The following is a 17,606-nucleotide window of genomic DNA, read 5'->3' on the forward strand; positions in this document are numbered from 1 at the left end:
CGCAGCCAGGGAGCCCAGAGGTTCGCAGAAGAGAAAAGAGGTACTGGTTTTACAACAAAAAATGTGGCCGGGACGTCCCGGCCACATTCCGTAAAATTCAGTGGGATCAGCAAAAAAGCAGGGAAAATCCGGGGGCTTAAATGTCTTCCTCGTTCAGGTCTTCCAGTTCTACTTGGTTTAACTTTTGGTCCGAAGGAATGGTGTCGCGCTGGCCGGATCCGTTGTAGTAGCGCGAGCAGTCAATTTCGATGCTTAGGGCTTGGGCCGGTTTGGGGAAAGGGCCGGTGTTGATATCGACACTCTTATCGGCGTACACTTTCTTCATAAAGATGCCATAGAGTGGCAGGGCCATGCGGGAGCCCTGCCCGTACGCGCCGGTTTTGAAGTGGATGCTCCGGTCTTCGCCTCCCACCCACATACCGCATACTAGGTCGGGAGTAAGGCCCATAAACCAGCCGTCGGAATAATTGGAAGTAGTGCCGGTTTTGGCACCCATTTCATAAGGGAACTTGAATCCGCCCTTCAGGATGATGCTGGTTCCACCTTTTTCCTCGGTGGCTCCGCGCAACATGTAGGTCATGAGGTAAGCGGTTTCCTCGCTCAGGGCTTCGCGCGTCTGGGGCACGAACTCGCGCAGCACGTTGCCGTTCTTGTCCTCAATGCGCGTTACCATCATAGGTGCCGTCCAGATGCCTTTGTTGACAAACGTGCTGTAGGCACCTGCCAACTCGTAAATGCTTACATCAGAAGAGCCAAAGCCCACGGCCGGCACGGCTTCAATAGGGGAGGTGATACCCAAACGCTTGGCATAGCTTACTACCGTTTCGGGCCCCAGTTTCTGCACCAGCCAAGCCGTGATGGAGTTCATAGAGCGGGCCAAGGCCTGCCGCAGCGTGAAGGTGCGGCCGGAGTAGCTGCCCTCGAAATTACGGGGCGTGTAGGCCGGCCGGCCCCGCTCAGCGGGAAAGGTAGTGGCCACATCGGGGCGCTGATAGCAAGGGGAATAGCCCTGATCAATGGCTGCCACGTACACGAATGGCTTGAACGTGGAGCCGGGCTGACGCTTGCCCTGCTTTACATGGTCGTATTTGATGTACTTGAAGTTGATACCGCCCACCCAGGCCTTTACCTGCCCGTTGAGCGGGTTCATGGCCATGAAGCCCGAGTGTAGCAGCCGCTTGTAGTAAGCCAGAGAGTCCATCGGCGACATCAGCACTTCCTTCTCGCCCCCGTTCCATGTGAACACCTTCATTTTGTACTTCCTGTTGAGATAGTACTTGATGGAGTCTTTGTTGCCCTCGAAGCGGGTGGTGAGGGAGCGGTACCGCTCGGTGCGCTTGATGGAAGTGCTCAGAAAGTTCGGGATGATGCGGCCGTTCTCGTCGCGCCAAGGCTGTTGGCCCTTCCACTGCTGGTCGAACCACTTCTGCTGCAGCTTCATGTGCTCGGCCACGGCCGCCTCGGCATACTTCTGCATCCGCGAGTCGATGGTGGTATAGATTTTCAGGCCGTCGGCGTACAGGTCGTGGTCGGTTTCCTTGGCCCATTGCTTCAGCATCTTGCTCACCTCCACCCGGAAGTAGGGGGCAATGCCTTCGTTCTGGTTTTCAACGCTGTAGCGCAGTACAATGGGCTTCAACGTATCGGCTTGCAGCTGTTGGGGTGTGATGTAACCGTACTTATTCATCTGGCGGAGCACCCAGTTTCGACGCACCCTGGAACGCTCCGGGTTGAATTTCGGGCTGAAACGGGTGGGCGCGTTTAGTACGCCAACCAGCGTGGCCGCTTCGGGGCGTGTCAGCTCCCGAGGCTTCTTGCTGAAGAACGTTTTGGCAGCCGTATTAATGCCGAAAGCGTTGGAGCCGTAGTCGTTGGTATTCAGGTACATGCGCAGGATTTCGCGCTTGGTGTAGCTGCGTTCCAATCGGGTAGCCAGAATCCATTCTTTGGTTTTGGTAACGAGCATCCGTACGCCGGGGACATCATTCAACGTGCCATCATTCAGGTCTTCGCGGGTGCGGAACAGCACTTTGGCCAGCTGCTGGGTCAGGGTAGAGCCGCCGCCGCCGCTGCCACCCGTGAGAAGCCCTGCCGCCACTCGACCGGTGGCTTTGGGGTCAATGCCGGAGTGCTCCTCGAAGCGGGCATCCTCAGTGGCAATCAGGGCATCTACTAAATGCTGGGGCAGGTCTTCGTACTCGGCGGGCGTCCGGTTCTCACGGAAGTATTTGCCCATGAGCACATTGTCAGTGGAGTAAATTTCTGAGGCTAACTCGCTACGTGGGTTTTCCAGTGTTTTGAGGTTTGGCATCCGCCCGAACAGGTTCAGGAAATTGACGCTCACGGCCAGCACGTAGAGTACCAGCCCCGCTGCTCCGGCCCCGAACAGTAGCCAGAATGTGCGCGCCCAGCCGGTATAGCGGCCGGTAGGAGTGGTTTTACGAATGGAATTCTTGGTGGCGGATCTGGCCATTTCAGGAGGTAAGAATGAAGGTCGGATAAACCGCCCGTGAACCGCTCCCGACCACCGAAAGGCAGCCGATAGTGGTTCACGGGCGGTTCCGACAGCAAAATTAGCGGTAGTTCTGCTGATAGAACTGCTGGTACTGTTCTATGCTTTGGGTTTGGAGCAGTACCGGCAGGTTCTCAATACTGATTACCAGCGTTTGGTAACCCGCTCCGCGTAGCTTGCTCAGCGGCGACTGAGGCCCGCGCAGCTTCAGGGCGTAGCTCTGGGCCAGTTTAGCATTGGGTAACGATTCCACCACCACTAGCTGCGTGGCGCCTAGCTCCTGTTGGCGCACCAGCAAGCTGCTGGATTTGAAGTAGCGGGTGTTGTACGCGCCAAGCTGAGGCGGGATATCCTTCAGCGCCTGGGCGTCTTTGGCGAATACCAGCACAATAGCATGCGCCGTGGCGAGGTTGGCCTTGAACGGTGAAACCGGTGACGCCGGGGTGGCCACGGGCGTACTGGCTGGAGTAGTACCAATAGAAACCGGGGCAGTAGTAGGAGCCGTCGTTGATGGTGTAGGCGCAGCAGACGGAGTTGGTGTCGTGGGAGTAGGAGCAGGTGTCTTCTTTGGCACCGGAGCTTTTTTACCCCGCGCCCGGGCTTGGGCCGCCGTTTGTCGGGCCGCTTTGGCGGCTTCTTCCGGCGTGGGCTCAGGCTTGGGCTCAGGGGTCGGTGGCTCTACCGAGGCATCCGGCGAGGAAACCGCAGATGGGTCCGTGGTGACAGGAGCCACTGGAGTCGAAGTAACAGAAGGAACCGAAGAAGCGGCCGGTGCCCCAGTACCGGTGGCAGCCGGTGCGGTGGGCTTTTGCACTAGTGGCGTTAGTGGGGTTTCGTTTTCCTGGTAGTAGATGCGCATGCGGTTTTCTACTTCGCCGGGCCGGAATGCCGATACCACGGGTTTGTCGGTAGAAGCCATAACGCCCGCAATCTGCCCGCCTTCAGCCTTTTTGTAGGTTTCGATGAGGGTGGCGGCCTGGCCGGCCAGTGGGCTTTGCGGGTAGTCTTTATAAAACTTCTCCACTGTGGCCCGCGCCGTCAGCGGTGGCTGGGTGCGCACCATCAGGAGCGTACCCAGGAAGGCTACCCGGTCGTTCAGGTCGTTTTCAGGGTACTGCTTTTTAGCCCTAGTCAGTACGGCCGTGGCTTTCTTGAACTCCTGATTCTTGTAGAAGGTGAAGGCCGAGTCCACCAGTACCGTCACCTGCGCATTTGCTACGGAAGTCCGCCGTAAATACTCCGGGTCGGCCACCAAGCGGGCGTAGGAGGACGTTGGGTACGCCTGCCGCAGCCGGGAGGCATAGCTTTCGGCCTTGCTCGCGTCGTTCTGCTCCTTATACAGCAGATACAGAATATACAGGGTTTCGGGAGTGTGCTTGCCACTGGGGTAGCGCGTGAGTAGCTTCTCGTAGGTTTCCACCGCCCGGCTCTGCTCCCGCAGTTGTTGGGCATAGATGCCCCCCAGCGCGTACAACGCCTCTTCGGTCTGGGCATCCGACTGCTGCACCTGGGCCGGGGTGAGGGGCAGGCTCTGGCGGTAGCGGCCCACCAGTTCCCGTAGCTGCACGGCTGGATCGAGGGTGGTCGCTTCGGGCGTATTGACCACGGTGCTGCCGTTGCCAGCAATGCTCACCGGCATGTTACCGCCCCGGACCGTTACCGGCGAGTTGCTGGCCGTACTCACGATGCGCCAGTTATCCTGCAGTGGCCGGTCGCCCCAGCGGCGGATAAAGTCGTTCTTGGCCGTGCTCAGGGCAGTTGGGTTGTCGAAGTACCACTTGGCTCCGGTGTTGCCCGCCAGAAAATCCTCGGCACTGACGCCCGGTTGCAGGTCGCGCTCCGGGCTGAGGCCGGTCGCCGTTTGCTGCTGACTGCGCCGCTCCTCCAGGGCTTGTTTGGCCGCCAGGGCTTCGGTCTGCCGCTTCTGCGCGTCCAGCTCAGCTTGGGCGTAGGTGGTCAGGCGGGTGCGCAAGGTGGCTGAGTCCAGCCTGGCCAGGGCCTGAAGGCTATCCTGGGTTTCGATGATGGTCAGCTGCTGCGCGAAATCTTTGAGAATCCCGGCCCGCTCAGAAATGGCCGCGTAATCGGGCGCCTCCCGGGGCATGTTCTGAACGGTGCTGTCGTAGTAGGCTGCAGCAAGCCGGTACTTCTGCAGGTTCTCGTAGTAAATCCGCCCGTCTAGCAGGTAGGTATACGACTTCTGGGCACGGTTCGGGGTAGGAACGCGGGCCGACTTCTGGAGTAGAGCCAACGCCTCGGGGTAGCGTTGCTGGCGGTATTCCAGCCGCGCCATCTCGTAGTAGATTTTGTCGCGGTACTCCTTGTTCTTGGTGTCCTTGAGCAGCTTGGCGAAGTACTTGTCGAGGCGGGTACGGTCAGTCTGATTCAGGTCGGAAACCTGGCCCAGCATCAGCTTACTGTAGAAATCCAGCTCGTAGGGCGGGTTTTTCTTCAGAATCTGATTCAGCTGCGCGTAGGCTTTCTTGTCCTCCCCAACGTTCTGATACAGCTGCGCCAGCACGTAGCGCGTGCGCGACTGTTCGTTCTTAGGCTCCACGTAGGGAATGGCCTTCTCCAGGTTTTCGATAGCCCGAGCCGGTTCGCCTACTCGCAAGAAATAGTCAGCGCGAGTCAGAAATAGCTCCCGCGCATTCTGCTCGGCGCCCTGCTCTTTGTCCAGCAGATTGGAAACAGCGGTGGCGTTTTCCAGTTCGTTCAGCGCCAAGAAGGTGCGCATCAGCCAGATCAGGGCCTCATGGCGGGCATTGGCGTCCTTGCTGGTGCTGTTAACGTACTTAAAGGTCTTGGCCGCGTCCTCGTACTCCTTCTTATAAAAGCGCGCCTTACCGATGAGAATGTAGCTGTCATCGGTCCAGTCGGAGCCCGGGCGGTGCTGCACGGGCAACGAGGCTTTCTTGATAATGTCCTCCAGATCAGCCGTCACGCGGCCCACGGTGGCATCGTCCAGCGTCGGGAACAGGGGCAGGGTGCGGTTGTAGTCGTTGAGCCGGGCCGCATACAACGTGGTTTCCACGGCCCGCATCTTCTCACGCGCCAGGAAATAGGCATTGTCGCGGGCCACCACGTTGTCGTAAGCGTGGCCCAGGGTGGAGGGACGCTCCGAAGCGCAGCCCGCCACGCCGGCCACCAGCAGGCCAGCCGCCGTTGGCAGCATAAGGGCGCGGAAAAGCAAAGAGGTAGTCGTCGTCAAAACGGCAAAAGAGCTCAGGGCGAAGAAAAGACAGTAAGCGGAAAACGCACCTGCCGGTCGGAATCGTTCGACGGGTCGTTTTTCTCACAACGTTGCAGGGTGAGTAAAAGTACAGGTTTCCGGTGGTACCCTACCGTGCCTCCCGGGGGCTGGTATGGCCGCTAACTTACCACGGTGTAATTTTGTGATTCCCACCGCTTCCCTTGCCCTCATGTCAGCCCCTCCGTCACCGCCGCCCCGCCCCACGCCCGAAGGCACCCCCGACCGGATGCGGGCCGTGGCCAAATACTCCGGTATTGCTGCCCAGATGATAGCCACCATCGGTCTGAGCACCTGGGCCGGCTACTGGCTCGACGGTCACTTTCAGACCAAAACGCCGTGGTTCACGCTCAGCCTGATGCTGCTGGGGCTGTTTGCGGCCTTGTATAATGTCATCCGCTCGGTTACGAAGGACCAGTAGGGGCCAGCCCCGTTCACCCAATTATCCTTTCTGTTGAAAGCCTTCCTGCGTTCCTACTTCCTGTTCTGCCTGCTCACTGGGTTTGCGCTCTACGCCCTGCACAGTCAGTTCGGGCCCCGCATCATTCATCCGTTCACGCCCTACACGTTTGCGTTCTTCGCTGTGCTAACGCTGCTGACCTATTGGGTGACGGCAAAACTGGTGCAGGCCAACGCGCAAAACTTTATGGTCGCGTACTTAGGCAGCATGGTTGCACGGCTGCTTTTGTCGCTCACGCTGGTGCTGGTGTACCTTTTCATCGGCGGCGGCCGGGAAGGCGACGGGCAATGGGCCTTCCTGGGAAGCTTCTTTATCCTGTATTTTCTCTTTGCCGGGTTTGAAGTGTGGGCCGTTCTGAGTAACTTGCGCCCGTTTTCAAAACCGGGTGAAATCACAAAATGAAGATTTTGTGAATATATCTCTAAACTGCTCTGAATGAAGCGCTTACTTTTAGCTATCTTCTGTTTCCTCTCGTTCGCAGCGTATGCCAACGAGCCCACGGCAACAACCGAAGAAGCCACCGACAAGGAGGCGTTCAGTCCTGGTGAGATGATTCTGCACCACATCGGCGATTCGCACGAGTGGCATTTCGCTACCCTCGGCGACGAGGCCCACGGTACGCACGTAACTATTCCCCTGCCCGTCATTGCGTATCGCCCGGCCCAGGGCCTGAGCGTGTTCTCGTCGTCGCAGCTGGCCGAAGGCAAAGTGTACGATGGCCTGAAACTGGAGCACGAGCACCTCGTGTCGGAAGATGGCAGCAAAGTACATGATTTCTCCATCACCAAGAACGTGGCGTCGCTGATGCTGAGCGCCGTGCTACTGCTGGTTGTGTTTACGGCCGTAGCCCGTGGTTACGCCAAGCGCGGCAGCGGGGCTCCAAAAGGCATTCAGTCGTTCTTCGAGCCTATCATCATCTTCATTCGGGATGAGGTGGCCAAGAAATCCATCGGTCCGAAGTACGAGCGGTATATGCCGTATCTGCTGACGGTGTTCTTCTTCATCTGGTTCAACAACCTGATGGGCCTGATGCCCGGCGGTGCCAACCTCACTGGCAACATTGCCGTGACCCTGACGCTGGCTGTTCTGACGCTCCTTATCACTCTGTTCAGTTCCAACAAGAACTACTGGCACCACATTTTCGCTACGCCCGGCGTACCGAAGGCGCTGCTGCCCATCATGATTCCGGTAGAACTCATCGGCATCGTAGTAAAGCCGTTCTCCTTGATGGTTCGTCTGTTTGCCAACATCACGGCCGGCCACATTGTAATCCTGAGCTTTATCTCGCTCATCTTCATTTTCGGTAGTGTCACCGTGGCTCCCGTAACGCTGGCGTTCGGCTTGTTCATCAACATGCTGGAGCTGCTGGTAGCCATCCTGCAGGCCTATATCTTCACTCTGCTGACGGCCATGTACATTGGTGGCGCAGTAGAAGAGCACCACGATGCTGACTACCAGATGGGCGGCGGCGACGGTGCCGATACAGCCCACGCCCACTAAGCTTTCACACCCCTGATTTTTTTGTTTTTCACTCCCCACAAACCTTTTTTTATGCTTCTTTCTCTGTTGTTGCAGATTGCTAACGCCGCTGGTCTGGCTGTATTTGGTGCCGCTATCGGTGCTGGTCTGGTTGCTCTGGGTGCTGGTCTGGGTATCGGCCGCATCGGTGGTCAGGCTATGGAAGCTATCGGCCGTCAGCCGGAAGCTTCGGGCAAGATCCAGACCGCTATGCTGATCGTAGCTGCTCTGATCGAGGGTCTGGCCCTGTTCGCAGTAGTAGTCTGCCTGCTGATTTCGTTCAAACTCTAGGGATAGAGGTAGTACACAAGCAGCCCGCTGCGCGCGTCGCTTCAGCGCACGGCGTAGCGGGCTGTCTTGGCTTTTCCGGGTTGGCCGGATGCGCAGTTTGCTGTGCAAACGCCTTCGGCACCCGCTCGGATTCTAAAGTATTCACTACTGATTTCTCTACTCCCTCATGCAAATTGTAACGCCCGAATTAGGCCTTATTTTTTGGCAGCTGGTGATTTTCGGTATCGTGCTGCTCTTGCTGCGCGCGTTTGCCTGGAAACCCATTCTCAGCTCGCTGAAAGAGCGGGAGAGCTCCATTGAAGGAGCCCTGCGCATGGCCGACCAGGCCAAGCTGGAAATGCAGGAGCTGAAAGCCGGCAACGAAAAGCTGCTGGCCGAAGCCCGTATGGAGCGCGACCGTATTCTGAAAGAAGCCACCGATGTTTCGAACCAGCTCATTGAGCAGGCTAAGAACAAGGCAACCGAGGAAGGCAGCCGCATGATCCTGCAAGCCCGCGAAGCCATCCAGAACGAGAAAAACTCGGCGCTGGCAGAGGTGAAAAACACCGCTGCCAAGCTCTCCATCGATATTGCCGAGCGCATCCTGCGCCGCGAGCTGGCCGACCAGCCCGCCCAGCAGCAACTCGTGGACTCGTACCTGAAAGAAGTAAAACTGAACTAAGCTGCAAGCTGCAAGCTGCAAGCTTCCAGCTGATGTACTAACGTTAGCAGAGAGCTTGCAGCTTGTAACTTACAGCTTGCAGCTACCTAATAAATGTCTGAACTACGAGTTGCCTCCCGCTACGCCAAATCCTTGCTTGATCTGGCCCAGGAGCGTGGTGAGCTGGAGAAAGTGAAGCAGGATATGGACTTGTTCAGCAAAACGCTGAACGAGAACCGCGAACTGCGCCTGCTGCTCCGCAACCCCATCGTGAAGCACGACAAGAAGCTGGCTATTCTGCAGGCTATTTTCGGCGGCAAGGTATCGGTGATGACGGAGAAATTCTTCACCATCGTCACCCAGCACAGCCGCGAAAGTGCCCTGGAGTTTATCGGCTCCGAGTTCCTGACCCAGTACAACACGCTGCGCGGTATGCAGGTGGCCCAGGTAACTACGGCTACCCCGCTTGATTCTCCGACCCGCCTGCAGGTGGTGCAATTGGTGCGTCAGCAAACCGGCCTCCAGGATGTAACGCTCCAGGAAAAAGTAGATGCCTCGCTCATCGGTGGCTTCGTGCTGCGCATCGGCGACAAGCTGATTGATGACTCGGTAAGCTACCGGTTGCGCAAGCTGCGCAACGACTTCTCGAAGAACCCCTACCAACCCCAACTATAACCCACCATGGCAGAAGTACGTCCGGATGAAGTATCCGCCATTCTGCGGGAGCAACTCTCCAACTTCAAAACCGAAGCCGAACTCGAAGAGGTTGGTACGGTTCTGCAGGTTGGCGACGGTGTAGCCCGCATCTACGGCCTGGGCAAAGCCCAGTCGGGGGAACTTATTGAATTTGAAAATGGGCTCCAAGCCCTCGTGCTGAACCTAGAAGAGGACAACGTCGGGGCCGTAATGCTCGGCGACTACTCCGAAATCCGGGAAGGCGCCACGGTCCGTCGGACCAATAAAATTGCTTCGATTCAGGTTGGTGAAGGCATCATTGGCCGCGTGGTAAATACGCTGGGCCAGCCCATTGACGGCCGCGGCCCCATCCAGGGCCAGACCTACGATATGCCCCTGGAGCGCAAAGCACCCGGCGTAATCTACCGCCAGCCGGTAGCTGAACCGATGCAGACCGGCATCAAGGCTATCGACGCCATGATTCCGATTGGCCGGGGTCAGCGGGAGCTCATCATCGGTGACCGTCAGACGGGTAAGTCGACGGTAGCCCTTGACGCGATCCTGAACCAGCGCGAGTTCTTTGAGCGCGGCGAGCCGGTTTTCTGCATCTACGTAGCCGTAGGCCAGAAAGCCTCTACCGTAGCCCAGGTAGTACAGTCGCTGACCCGCGGCGGTGCCATGGATTACACCGTAGTGGTATCCGCTTCGGCCTCCGATCCGGCTCCGATGCAGTTCTTCGCGCCCTTCACGGGTGCCGCCATCGGCGAGTTCTTCCGCGACACGGGTCGTCCGGCCCTGGTAGTGTACGATGACTTGTCGAAGCAGGCTGTGGCGTACCGTGAGGTGTCGCTGCTGCTACGTCGTCCTCCCGGACGCGAAGCTTATCCCGGCGACGTATTCTACCTGCACAGCCGCCTGTTGGAGCGCGCCGCGAAGATCAATGCTTCCGACGCTATTGCCCAGGACATGAATGACCTGCCCGCCAGCATCAAGTCCATCGTGAAAGGTGGCGGTTCGCTAACGGCGCTGCCCATCATCGAAACCCAGGCTGGTGACGTTTCGGCGTACATCCCGACCAACGTAATTTCGATTACTGATGGTCAGATCTTCCTCGAAACCAACCTCTTCAACTCCGGTGTGCGCCCCGCCATCAACGTAGGTATCTCGGTATCGCGCGTGGGTGGTAACGCCCAGATCAAGTCGATGAAGAAAGTGGCTGGTACGCTGAAGCTGGACCAGGCTCAGTTCCGCGAGCTGGAAGCCTTCGCCAAATTCGGTTCCGACCTCGATGCCTCGACCAAGCTCACCATCGAGCGTGGGCGTCGTAACCTCGAAATTCTGAAGCAGGCCCAGTTCTCGCCCCAGAAAGTAGAGGACCAGGTGGCTATCATCTACGCCGCTACCAACGGTCTGCTCGACCAGGTGCCGGTAAACAAGGTGCGCGAGTTCGAGAAGGAGTTCACACAGGTGATGCACACGCGCCACCCCGAGGAGCTGAAGGCCCTGAAGGCCGGCAAGCTGGATGACGCCATTACCGGTGCCATCCGTCAGGTTGCCAAAGACCTGTCGGCGGTATACGCTTCCAAGTAATTCATTGGTTGTCAGTTGTTGGTTGTCAGTTGTCAGGGCAAGGCCGTCAGGCGGTACCCAAACTGACAACTGACAACTAGCAACTGACAACTTATTTTCACGAGAATGGCTAGCTTAAAAGAAGTTCGGAGCCGCATTACGTCGGTGCAAAGCACGCAGCAGATTACCAAAGCCATGAAAATGGTGGCGGCGGCCAAGCTGCGGCGCGCCCAGGATAACATCCTGCGCATGCGCCCCTACGCCCAGCGGCTCAACAGCATTCTGGGTAACCTGACAGCGTTGGCTGGCGAGGAAGTGGTGAGCGAGTACGCGGAGCAGCGCGAGGTGCGCCGGGTGCTCATCATTGCCGTAACCTCCGACCGGGGCTTGGCCGGCGCGTTCAACAGCAACGTGTTCAAGGGCGTGACGGCCGTGGTGCAGGAACGCTACGCGGCGCAGGCAGCAGCCGGCAACGTGGCCTATATGGCCATCGGCAAGAAGGCGCACGATTTCTTCAATCGGCGCGGCCCGCTGGTAGGCAACTACACGCACGTCTTCAGCAAATTGTCGTTTGATACGGTGCGCGAAGCGGCCGAGCAGGCAATGGACGGCTTCCGGGCCGGCCAGTACGATGAGGTGGTGATGGTGTACAACGAGTTCAAGAACGTGGCTACGCAGGTGGTCCGTACCGAACAGTTATTGCCCCTGGTGCCAGCCGCTTTGCCCGCCGGAGCTTTGGCCACGACCAATGTGGATTACATCTTCGAGCCCTCGAAAGAGGAAATCGTGCGGACACTCACCCCTCAGTCGCTGAAGGTGCAGTTGTACAAAGCGGTGCTGGAAAGCAACGCTTCGGAACACGGCGCCCGCATGACGGCCATGGAGAAAGCCACCGAAAACGCCGGTGAGCTGCTCAAGTCGCTCAAGCTGACCTATAACCGGACGCGTCAGGCGGCCATTACCACCGAGATTCTTGAAATAGTGGGTGGTGCTGAGGCCCTGGCTGCCAGCCGGTAAAGCGTCTTACCAAGAACAGAAAGGCCTGTCTCCAATGGAGGCAGGCCTTTTTTTGTGCGCTGCTCCTGCCCATCTGCAGAAAGGTATGGCGGCCCGCCTCTGCGCGTTCCAGCGTTTGCGGACGTTGTGTATCGTTTCAATACCAGGCAGTAGCAGCGGTAGAATAGTATATTTGCTGGCTTGCATATATCTGCCTGCTGCTTCCGGCCCGCTGCTTTACTTGAGGGCGGCCCAGTTCTTTTTTCTCCGGGCCTGCTGGTCTGGCTGTTGTATGGAATACGCTTACACGAGTAGCCGGCGCGAAATGCGCGCCGGGAAGTATTGGGGTGCCGGAATGGGTTGGCTACTGCTGCTGCTATTGGAATTGCTGCCCATTTCTGGCCGTGCGCAGACGGTAGCGGCCGGCAACGGCTTCTCGTTTAGCATTCACCCCGATGGCACACTGTGGGGCAGTGGCTTCAACACCAACGGCCAGCTCGGCGACGGAACGGGCATATCGCGCACCCTACCCGTGCGGATCGGGACGGCCACCACTTGGCAGCGAGTGGCTTCGGGCAGCGCCTTCACCCAGGCCATCCGTACCGATGGCAGCCTGTGGTCCTGGGGCCGTAACGACCGGGGCGAGTTGGGCGACGGCACCACCAGCAACCGCAATACCCCCGTACGCGTGGGCACGGCCTCAGACTGGCGCAGCGTGGCGGTGGGTGCCACCCACACGCTGGCTATTAAGACTGATGGCACCCTCTGGACTTGGGGCCGCAACGACCAGGGCCAGCTCGGCAACGGCACCGCCAGCAGCACCAGCAACCCCACGCCCGTGCAGGTGGGTACTGATACCGACTGGCAAAGCGCGGCGGCCGGCCAGTTGCACAGTTTGGCCATCAAGACGAACGGCACACTCTGGGCCTGGGGCTTCAACGGCGACAGTCAGCTCGGCGACGGCACCACCACCCAGCGCCTCGCGCCCGTGCAGATTAGTACGGCTACCACTTGGCGGCACGTAGCTGCCGGGCTGGGGGCGCTACACGGCGTAGCCATCCGTACCGATGGCACGCTCTGGACCTGGGGCCGCAACGTGAACAACCAGCTCGGCGACGGCACCACCACCGTGCGCCGCAGCCCGGTTCAGATTGGTACGGCTACCACCTGGCAGCAAGCCACAGTCGGGCCTAACTATACAGTGGCCCTGCGCACTGACGGCACGTTGTGGGGCTGGGGCAACAACGACTACGGCCAGCTCGGCGACGGCACCACCAACCAGCCCACGCCTGCCCAGATGGGCACCGAAACCACCTGGCAGGCCCTGGTCACCGGCAACTACCAGAACTTGGCCCAGCGCACCGATCAGTCGGTATGGGCCTGGGGCTGGAATTCCAACGGCCAGCTCGGCAGCCCCGATGCGCCCAACCCTTTGCGCGCCACGCCCACTCAGATAGGCAGCGGCCTCACCTGGGCCACTGCCGCCGTGGGTAACGACTACACGCTGGCTACCACCACGGCCGGCGAGCTGCTGAGCTGGGGCGAGAACATCAGCGGGCAACTGGGGCGCGGCAGTGCGTTGAAAGCCCTGCTACATACCCCCGGCGCGGTAACTGGCGCGGCTACTTGGCAAAGTGCCGCGGCCGGGCAGCGGCACAACATGGCTTTGCGCACTGATGGTACCCTCTGGGCCTGGGGCAACAACGGCAGCGGTCAGACCGGGCAGGGCACGGCCTTCAACAACCCGCCCGTATCGACGCCCGTGCAGGTGGGCACGACCCCCTGGCAGCGAATGAGCGCCGGGCAAGAGTTCACGCTGGCCATCCGCCCCGATGGCACGCTCTGGGCCTGGGGCCTGAACAGCAACGGCCAGCTCGGCGACAACTCCATAACCCAGCGTACCGCGCCCGTACAGGTGGGCACCGAGGCCGACTGGCAGCAGGTAGCGGCTGGCATAGGCTTCTCGCTGGGCGTGAAAACCGATGGCACGCTCTGGAGCTGGGGCCTGAACGGCAATGGTCAGCTCGGCGACGGCACCACCACCCAGCGGCTGGTGCCCGCGCAGGTAGGCGTGGCTACCGATTGGCGGCAGGTGGCCGCCGGCAGCGGCTTTGTCCTGGCTCTGCGTACCGACGGTACGCTTTGGGTCTGGGGAGCCAACGGCAACGGTCAGCTCGGTGACGGGACCACCACCCAGCGGCTGGCCCCGGTTCAGATCGGGACGGCTGCTACCTGGCAGCAGGTGGTAGCGGCGGCCGGCCACAGCTTAGCCCTGCGCACCGACGGCAGCCTGTGGGCCACCGGCCTGAACAGCAGCGGCCAGCTCGGCGACGGTACCACCATCCAGCGCACCAGCTTTACCCGGGTGGGCACGGCTACCTGGCATGCCGTGGCCTCCGGGCCCACCGCCGCTCACGTTGTGGCCGTGCAAGCCAACGGCAGTCTATGGGCCTGGGGCCTGAATAACTACGGCCAGACCGCTCAGGAAATTACGGCTCCCGCGCCGGTGCTGGTGTTCCCATTGTCCACCCCGCTGCCCGTGGAGCTGATGCAGTTCTCGGCTATGCCGGAAGGCCTGCAGGCTGTACGCCTGAACTGGGCCACGGCCTCGGAAGTGAACAGCGCCCATTTCGAAGTGCAGCGTAGCCTCGATGGTCGCACATTTGTAGCTGTGGGCACAGTGGCAGCGGCGGGCAGCAGCATGGCCTCGCGTCGCTACACGTTGCTGGATGCGTGGCCGCCAGCCGTAGCAGTGCTCTACTACCGCCTACGCCAAGTGGATCAGGATGGTACGTTCAGCTACTCGCCGGTGCGGGTAGTGTCTCGAACCACCGTGCTCTACCTCTATCCCAACCCGGCGTCGAACGGCGCGGTCACGCTCATGGGTGCGCCCCCCGGTACGGCCGTCATGGTGCTAGATGCACTGGGCCGCCCGGTGTTGCGCACCACCGCCGACGCCACGGGCACGGCCCGGCTGTTGCTGCCAGCCGCCCAGCTAGCAGGTCTGTACCTAGTGCGCTGCGGCGCGCAAGCGGTGCGCCTGCTTCGGCAGTAGGCACCGGGGTGTCAGCAATTCCGGAGCGCGAAGAGTTGCGCCTCCACACCGTGCTGCCGGGTGGTCTTATGGCTTCTTGTGTGGCTTGGGCACGGCGGAATGTTGTTCCAGCAGCTCTAACAGGTGCTTGGGCGTCAGCTCAGTGAAGTCGCGGATGTAGGTGAGCGAGGCCTGAAAGTCGGTGGCTGAGAGGGACGTGCCCACGGCCACGCAGCGCATCCCGGCCCGGTAGGCGGCCTGCTCACCCAGCACGGCATCCTCAAACACCAAGCACCGCTCAGGCTGCACGCCCAGCTGGCGGGCCGTGGCGGTATAGGTATCGGGGTGGGGCTTGCCGCGCTTCACGTCGTCCTTGCCCACTACTACATCAAAGTAACGGCGCAGCCCCAGGTGGTCGAGGATGTAGCCGATGGTATCCTCGCCGGAGCCCGTGCCCAGGCCTATGCGGAAGCCAGCGGCGCGGGCGGCTTGCAGGAATGCCGTGAGGCCGGCCACCTCGCGCCGCTTGTTCCAGTAGAGCACCCGGTAGAGCAGCTCGCGCTGGGCGGCGTATTCTTCCAGCTGCTTTTTCGGGACGGGGTTGGTGAAAACGGTGGCCAGAATCTCGGAGGCGGGCATGCCGTTCAGGCGGCGCAGCAGGCGGCGGGCGTTGGTGGTCAGGCCCAGGTCGCGGAAGAGCAACTGGAAGGCTCGGGCCTGCTCGGGCGTGTTATCAATGAGCACGCCATCCATGTCGAAAATGAGGGCGTACGGTTGGTCGGTAGCAGAGTCAGACATACTGGAAGGGTAACGGGGCAAGCGGTTGGGTAGTAGTACGCAACTCCGGGCGGCTGGGCCTATCTTTGCAGCCCGGCGGGCCGTAGCGGCTTCTTAGCCGGCCGTTCCACTCTTCCTTTCCGCTTTGAAAACACGCCTGAGTTTGTTGCTGGCCGCCTCCTTGGCCATTCCCGCCTTCGCGCAAAAGCCCGGTAAACCCCTTGACCGCCCCAAGCTGGTGGTAGGTATTGTGGTGGACCAGATGCGTTACGACTACCTCTACCGCTACTGGAACAAGTACGGCAGCGGCGGCTTTCGGCGGCTGCTGGGGGAGGGTTTCAGCTACGAAAACGCCCACTACAACTACGTGCCTACCTACACTGGCCCGGGCCACGCCAGCATCTATACTGGCACTACGCCCTCGGTGCACGGCATCATCGGCAACAACTGGCTGGAGCGGGAGCAGGGCCGGGGCACCTACGTGACGGAGGACAACACTGTGCAGGCCGTGGGCGGTACGGGCTCGGCCGGGCAGATGTCGCCGCGCCATATGCTCACGTCCACCATCACCGACGAGCTGCGGCTGGCCACCAACTTCCAGAGCAAGGTGATTGGGGTGTGCATCAAGGACCGGGGCTCCATTCTGCCGGCCGGGCACGCGGCCAACGCGGCCTATTGGTACGACGGGGCCAACGGGGCCTTCATCACCAGCACCTTCTACGCCCAGCAGCTGCCCGAGTGGGCCACGAAATTCAACGCCGAAAACCGGGCCGCCAAGTACCTCGACCAGCTCTGGAACACGCTGCTGCCCATTGCGCAGTACACCGAAAGCTCGCCCGATGACGTAGCCTGGGAAGGCGCGTTTAAGGGTGAGGCCAAGCCTGTATTCCCGCATGATTTGCCCGCGCTGAGCGCCGCGCCCAGCCGGGCCGTGAAGGGCAACATGGAAGCCGCCGGCGAAAAAGCCCCCGTGGCCTCGGCCCGCAACCTCGACCTGATCCGCTCCACGCCCTTCGGCAACTCGCTCACCCTGGATTTCGCCCTGGAAGCCCTGCGGGCCGAGCAGCTGGGCCAGCGCGGTCAGACCGATTTTCTGGCCCTGAGCTTCAGCAGTACCGATTACGTGGGCCACCAGTTCGGGCCGAACTCCATTGAGGCCGAGGATACTTACCTGCGCCTTGACCGGGACTTAGAGCGGCTGTTTTCCTACCTCGACAAGGCTGTGGGCAAGAAGCAGGCCCTGGTGTTCCTGAGTGCCGACCACGGCGCGGCCCATTCGCCTAACTTTCTCATTGACAAGAAAATCCCGGCCGGCTCCGTGGGGCCGGGCCTGATGCGCGACTCGTTGCAACGTAAGCTGGTGCAGCTGCACGGCCCCGGCAAGTGGGTACTCAGCTACGAAAACCAGCAGGTGTACCTGAACCGCCCGCTGCTGGCTGAGAAAAAGCTGGACCTCTACCAGATGCAGCGCGAAGTAGCCACCCTGATGCTGGGCTTCGCGGGCGTTACCCGCGCGCTGGCCGCCGAGGACGTGCAGAAGTCACACTGGGAGAGTGGGATGCTGATGTACTTGGAAAACGGCTACTTCCCCAAGCGCAGCGGCGACGTGCTGGTGGTGCTGGAACCCGGCTGGCTGGAATCGTACCAGTTCCCGGTAAACAAGGGCACCACCCACGGCTCCTCCGGCAACTACGACACCCACGTACCGGTGGTGTTCTGGGGCTGGAAAGTAAAGCACGGCGAGTCGTCGGCTCCGGCAAAGATTACCGATATTGCACCCACCATTGCCCGCTGGCTCCACATTCAGGAGCCCGACGGCTGCACCGGGCAGCCCCTGCCCGAAGTACTGGGCTGGTAGGAGCAGGTTTTTTGGTTTGGGTTGTT

General features: G+C 60.3%; 13 protein-coding genes. 10 read left to right on the plus strand and 3 right to left on the minus strand.

From position 1 onward, the window contains the following. Window positions 1-136: 136 nt before the first annotated feature. Window positions 137-2,473, minus strand: coding sequence for a transglycosylase domain-containing protein (locus HSW_RS02800; RefSeq protein ID WP_081768229.1), 2,337 nt, complete (start codon window positions 2,471-2,473; stop codon window positions 137-139). A gap of 100 nt (window positions 2,474-2,573) precedes the next feature. After that, window positions 2,574-5,723: a type IX secretion system periplasmic lipoprotein PorW/SprE gene (gene porW, locus HSW_RS02805; protein WP_155832798.1), complete on the minus strand. Its 3,150-nt coding sequence runs from the start codon at window positions 5,721-5,723 to the stop codon at window positions 2,574-2,576. Window positions 5,724-5,934: 211 nt separating this feature from the next. On the opposite strand from porW, the gene HSW_RS23720 reads away from it, so the two are divergent. The 9 genes from HSW_RS23720 to HSW_RS02850 all read left to right on the plus strand — a co-directional run bounded on the left by HSW_RS23720 (window position 5,935) and on the right by HSW_RS02850 (window position 14,966). Continuing rightward, on the plus strand, window positions 5,935-6,183 hold the full coding sequence (locus HSW_RS23720; RefSeq protein ID WP_044000746.1) for an AtpZ/AtpI family protein: 249 nt from the start codon (window positions 5,935-5,937) through the stop codon (window positions 6,181-6,183). A gap of 33 nt (window positions 6,184-6,216) precedes the next feature. After that, a complete protein-coding gene (locus HSW_RS02815; RefSeq protein WP_044000747.1) occupies window positions 6,217-6,624 on the plus strand; it encodes a hypothetical protein in 408 nt (135 codons plus the stop codon). Between the two features lie 33 nt (window positions 6,625-6,657). Beyond that, on the plus strand, window positions 6,658-7,722 hold the full coding sequence (gene atpB, locus HSW_RS02820) for a F0F1 ATP synthase subunit A (protein ID WP_044000748.1): 1,065 nt from the start codon (window positions 6,658-6,660) through the stop codon (window positions 7,720-7,722). A 51-nt stretch (window positions 7,723-7,773) separates the two neighbouring features. Then, the gene (gene atpE, locus HSW_RS02825; protein ID WP_044000749.1) at window positions 7,774-8,031 is read left to right on the plus strand and encodes an ATP synthase F0 subunit C; all 258 of its coding nucleotides are present in this window, start codon (window positions 7,774-7,776) and stop codon (window positions 8,029-8,031) included. A 166-nt stretch (window positions 8,032-8,197) separates the two neighbouring features. Further along, window positions 8,198-8,692, plus strand: coding sequence for a F0F1 ATP synthase subunit B (locus HSW_RS02830; protein WP_044000750.1), 495 nt, complete (start codon window positions 8,198-8,200; stop codon window positions 8,690-8,692). A 93-nt stretch (window positions 8,693-8,785) separates the two neighbouring features. Continuing rightward, window positions 8,786-9,346: an ATP synthase F1 subunit delta gene (gene atpH / locus HSW_RS02835; RefSeq protein WP_044000751.1), complete on the plus strand. Its 561-nt coding sequence runs from the start codon at window positions 8,786-8,788 to the stop codon at window positions 9,344-9,346. 6 nt (window positions 9,347-9,352) lie between these two features. Continuing rightward, window positions 9,353-10,936 (plus strand): F0F1 ATP synthase subunit alpha, encoded by a 1,584-nt coding sequence (atpA, locus tag HSW_RS02840; protein WP_044000752.1) that lies wholly within the window; start codon window positions 9,353-9,355, stop codon window positions 10,934-10,936. A gap of 105 nt (window positions 10,937-11,041) precedes the next feature. Then, the gene (gene atpG, locus HSW_RS02845) at window positions 11,042-11,932 is read left to right on the plus strand and encodes an ATP synthase F1 subunit gamma (protein WP_044000753.1); all 891 of its coding nucleotides are present in this window, start codon (window positions 11,042-11,044) and stop codon (window positions 11,930-11,932) included. A gap of 271 nt (window positions 11,933-12,203) precedes the next feature. Next, on the plus strand, window positions 12,204-14,966 hold the full coding sequence (locus tag HSW_RS02850) for an RCC1 domain-containing protein (RefSeq protein WP_052346041.1): 2,763 nt from the start codon (window positions 12,204-12,206) through the stop codon (window positions 14,964-14,966). Window positions 14,967-15,032: 66 nt separating this feature from the next. On the opposite strand, the gene HSW_RS02855 is transcribed toward HSW_RS02850, so the two are convergent. Further along, the gene (locus tag HSW_RS02855) at window positions 15,033-15,743 is read right to left on the minus strand and encodes an HAD family hydrolase (protein WP_052346042.1); all 711 of its coding nucleotides are present in this window, start codon (window positions 15,741-15,743) and stop codon (window positions 15,033-15,035) included. A gap of 124 nt (window positions 15,744-15,867) precedes the next feature. On the opposite strand from HSW_RS02855, the gene pafA reads away from it, so the two are divergent. Then, window positions 15,868-17,580: an alkaline phosphatase PafA gene (gene pafA / locus HSW_RS02860; protein ID WP_052346043.1), complete on the plus strand. Its 1,713-nt coding sequence runs from the start codon at window positions 15,868-15,870 to the stop codon at window positions 17,578-17,580. Window positions 17,581-17,606: the final 26 nt, after the last annotated feature.

Source organism: Hymenobacter swuensis DY53, from assembly GCF_000576555.1.
In the GTDB taxonomy this organism is placed as follows: Bacteria; Bacteroidota; Bacteroidia; order Cytophagales; family Hymenobacteraceae; genus Hymenobacter; species Hymenobacter swuensis.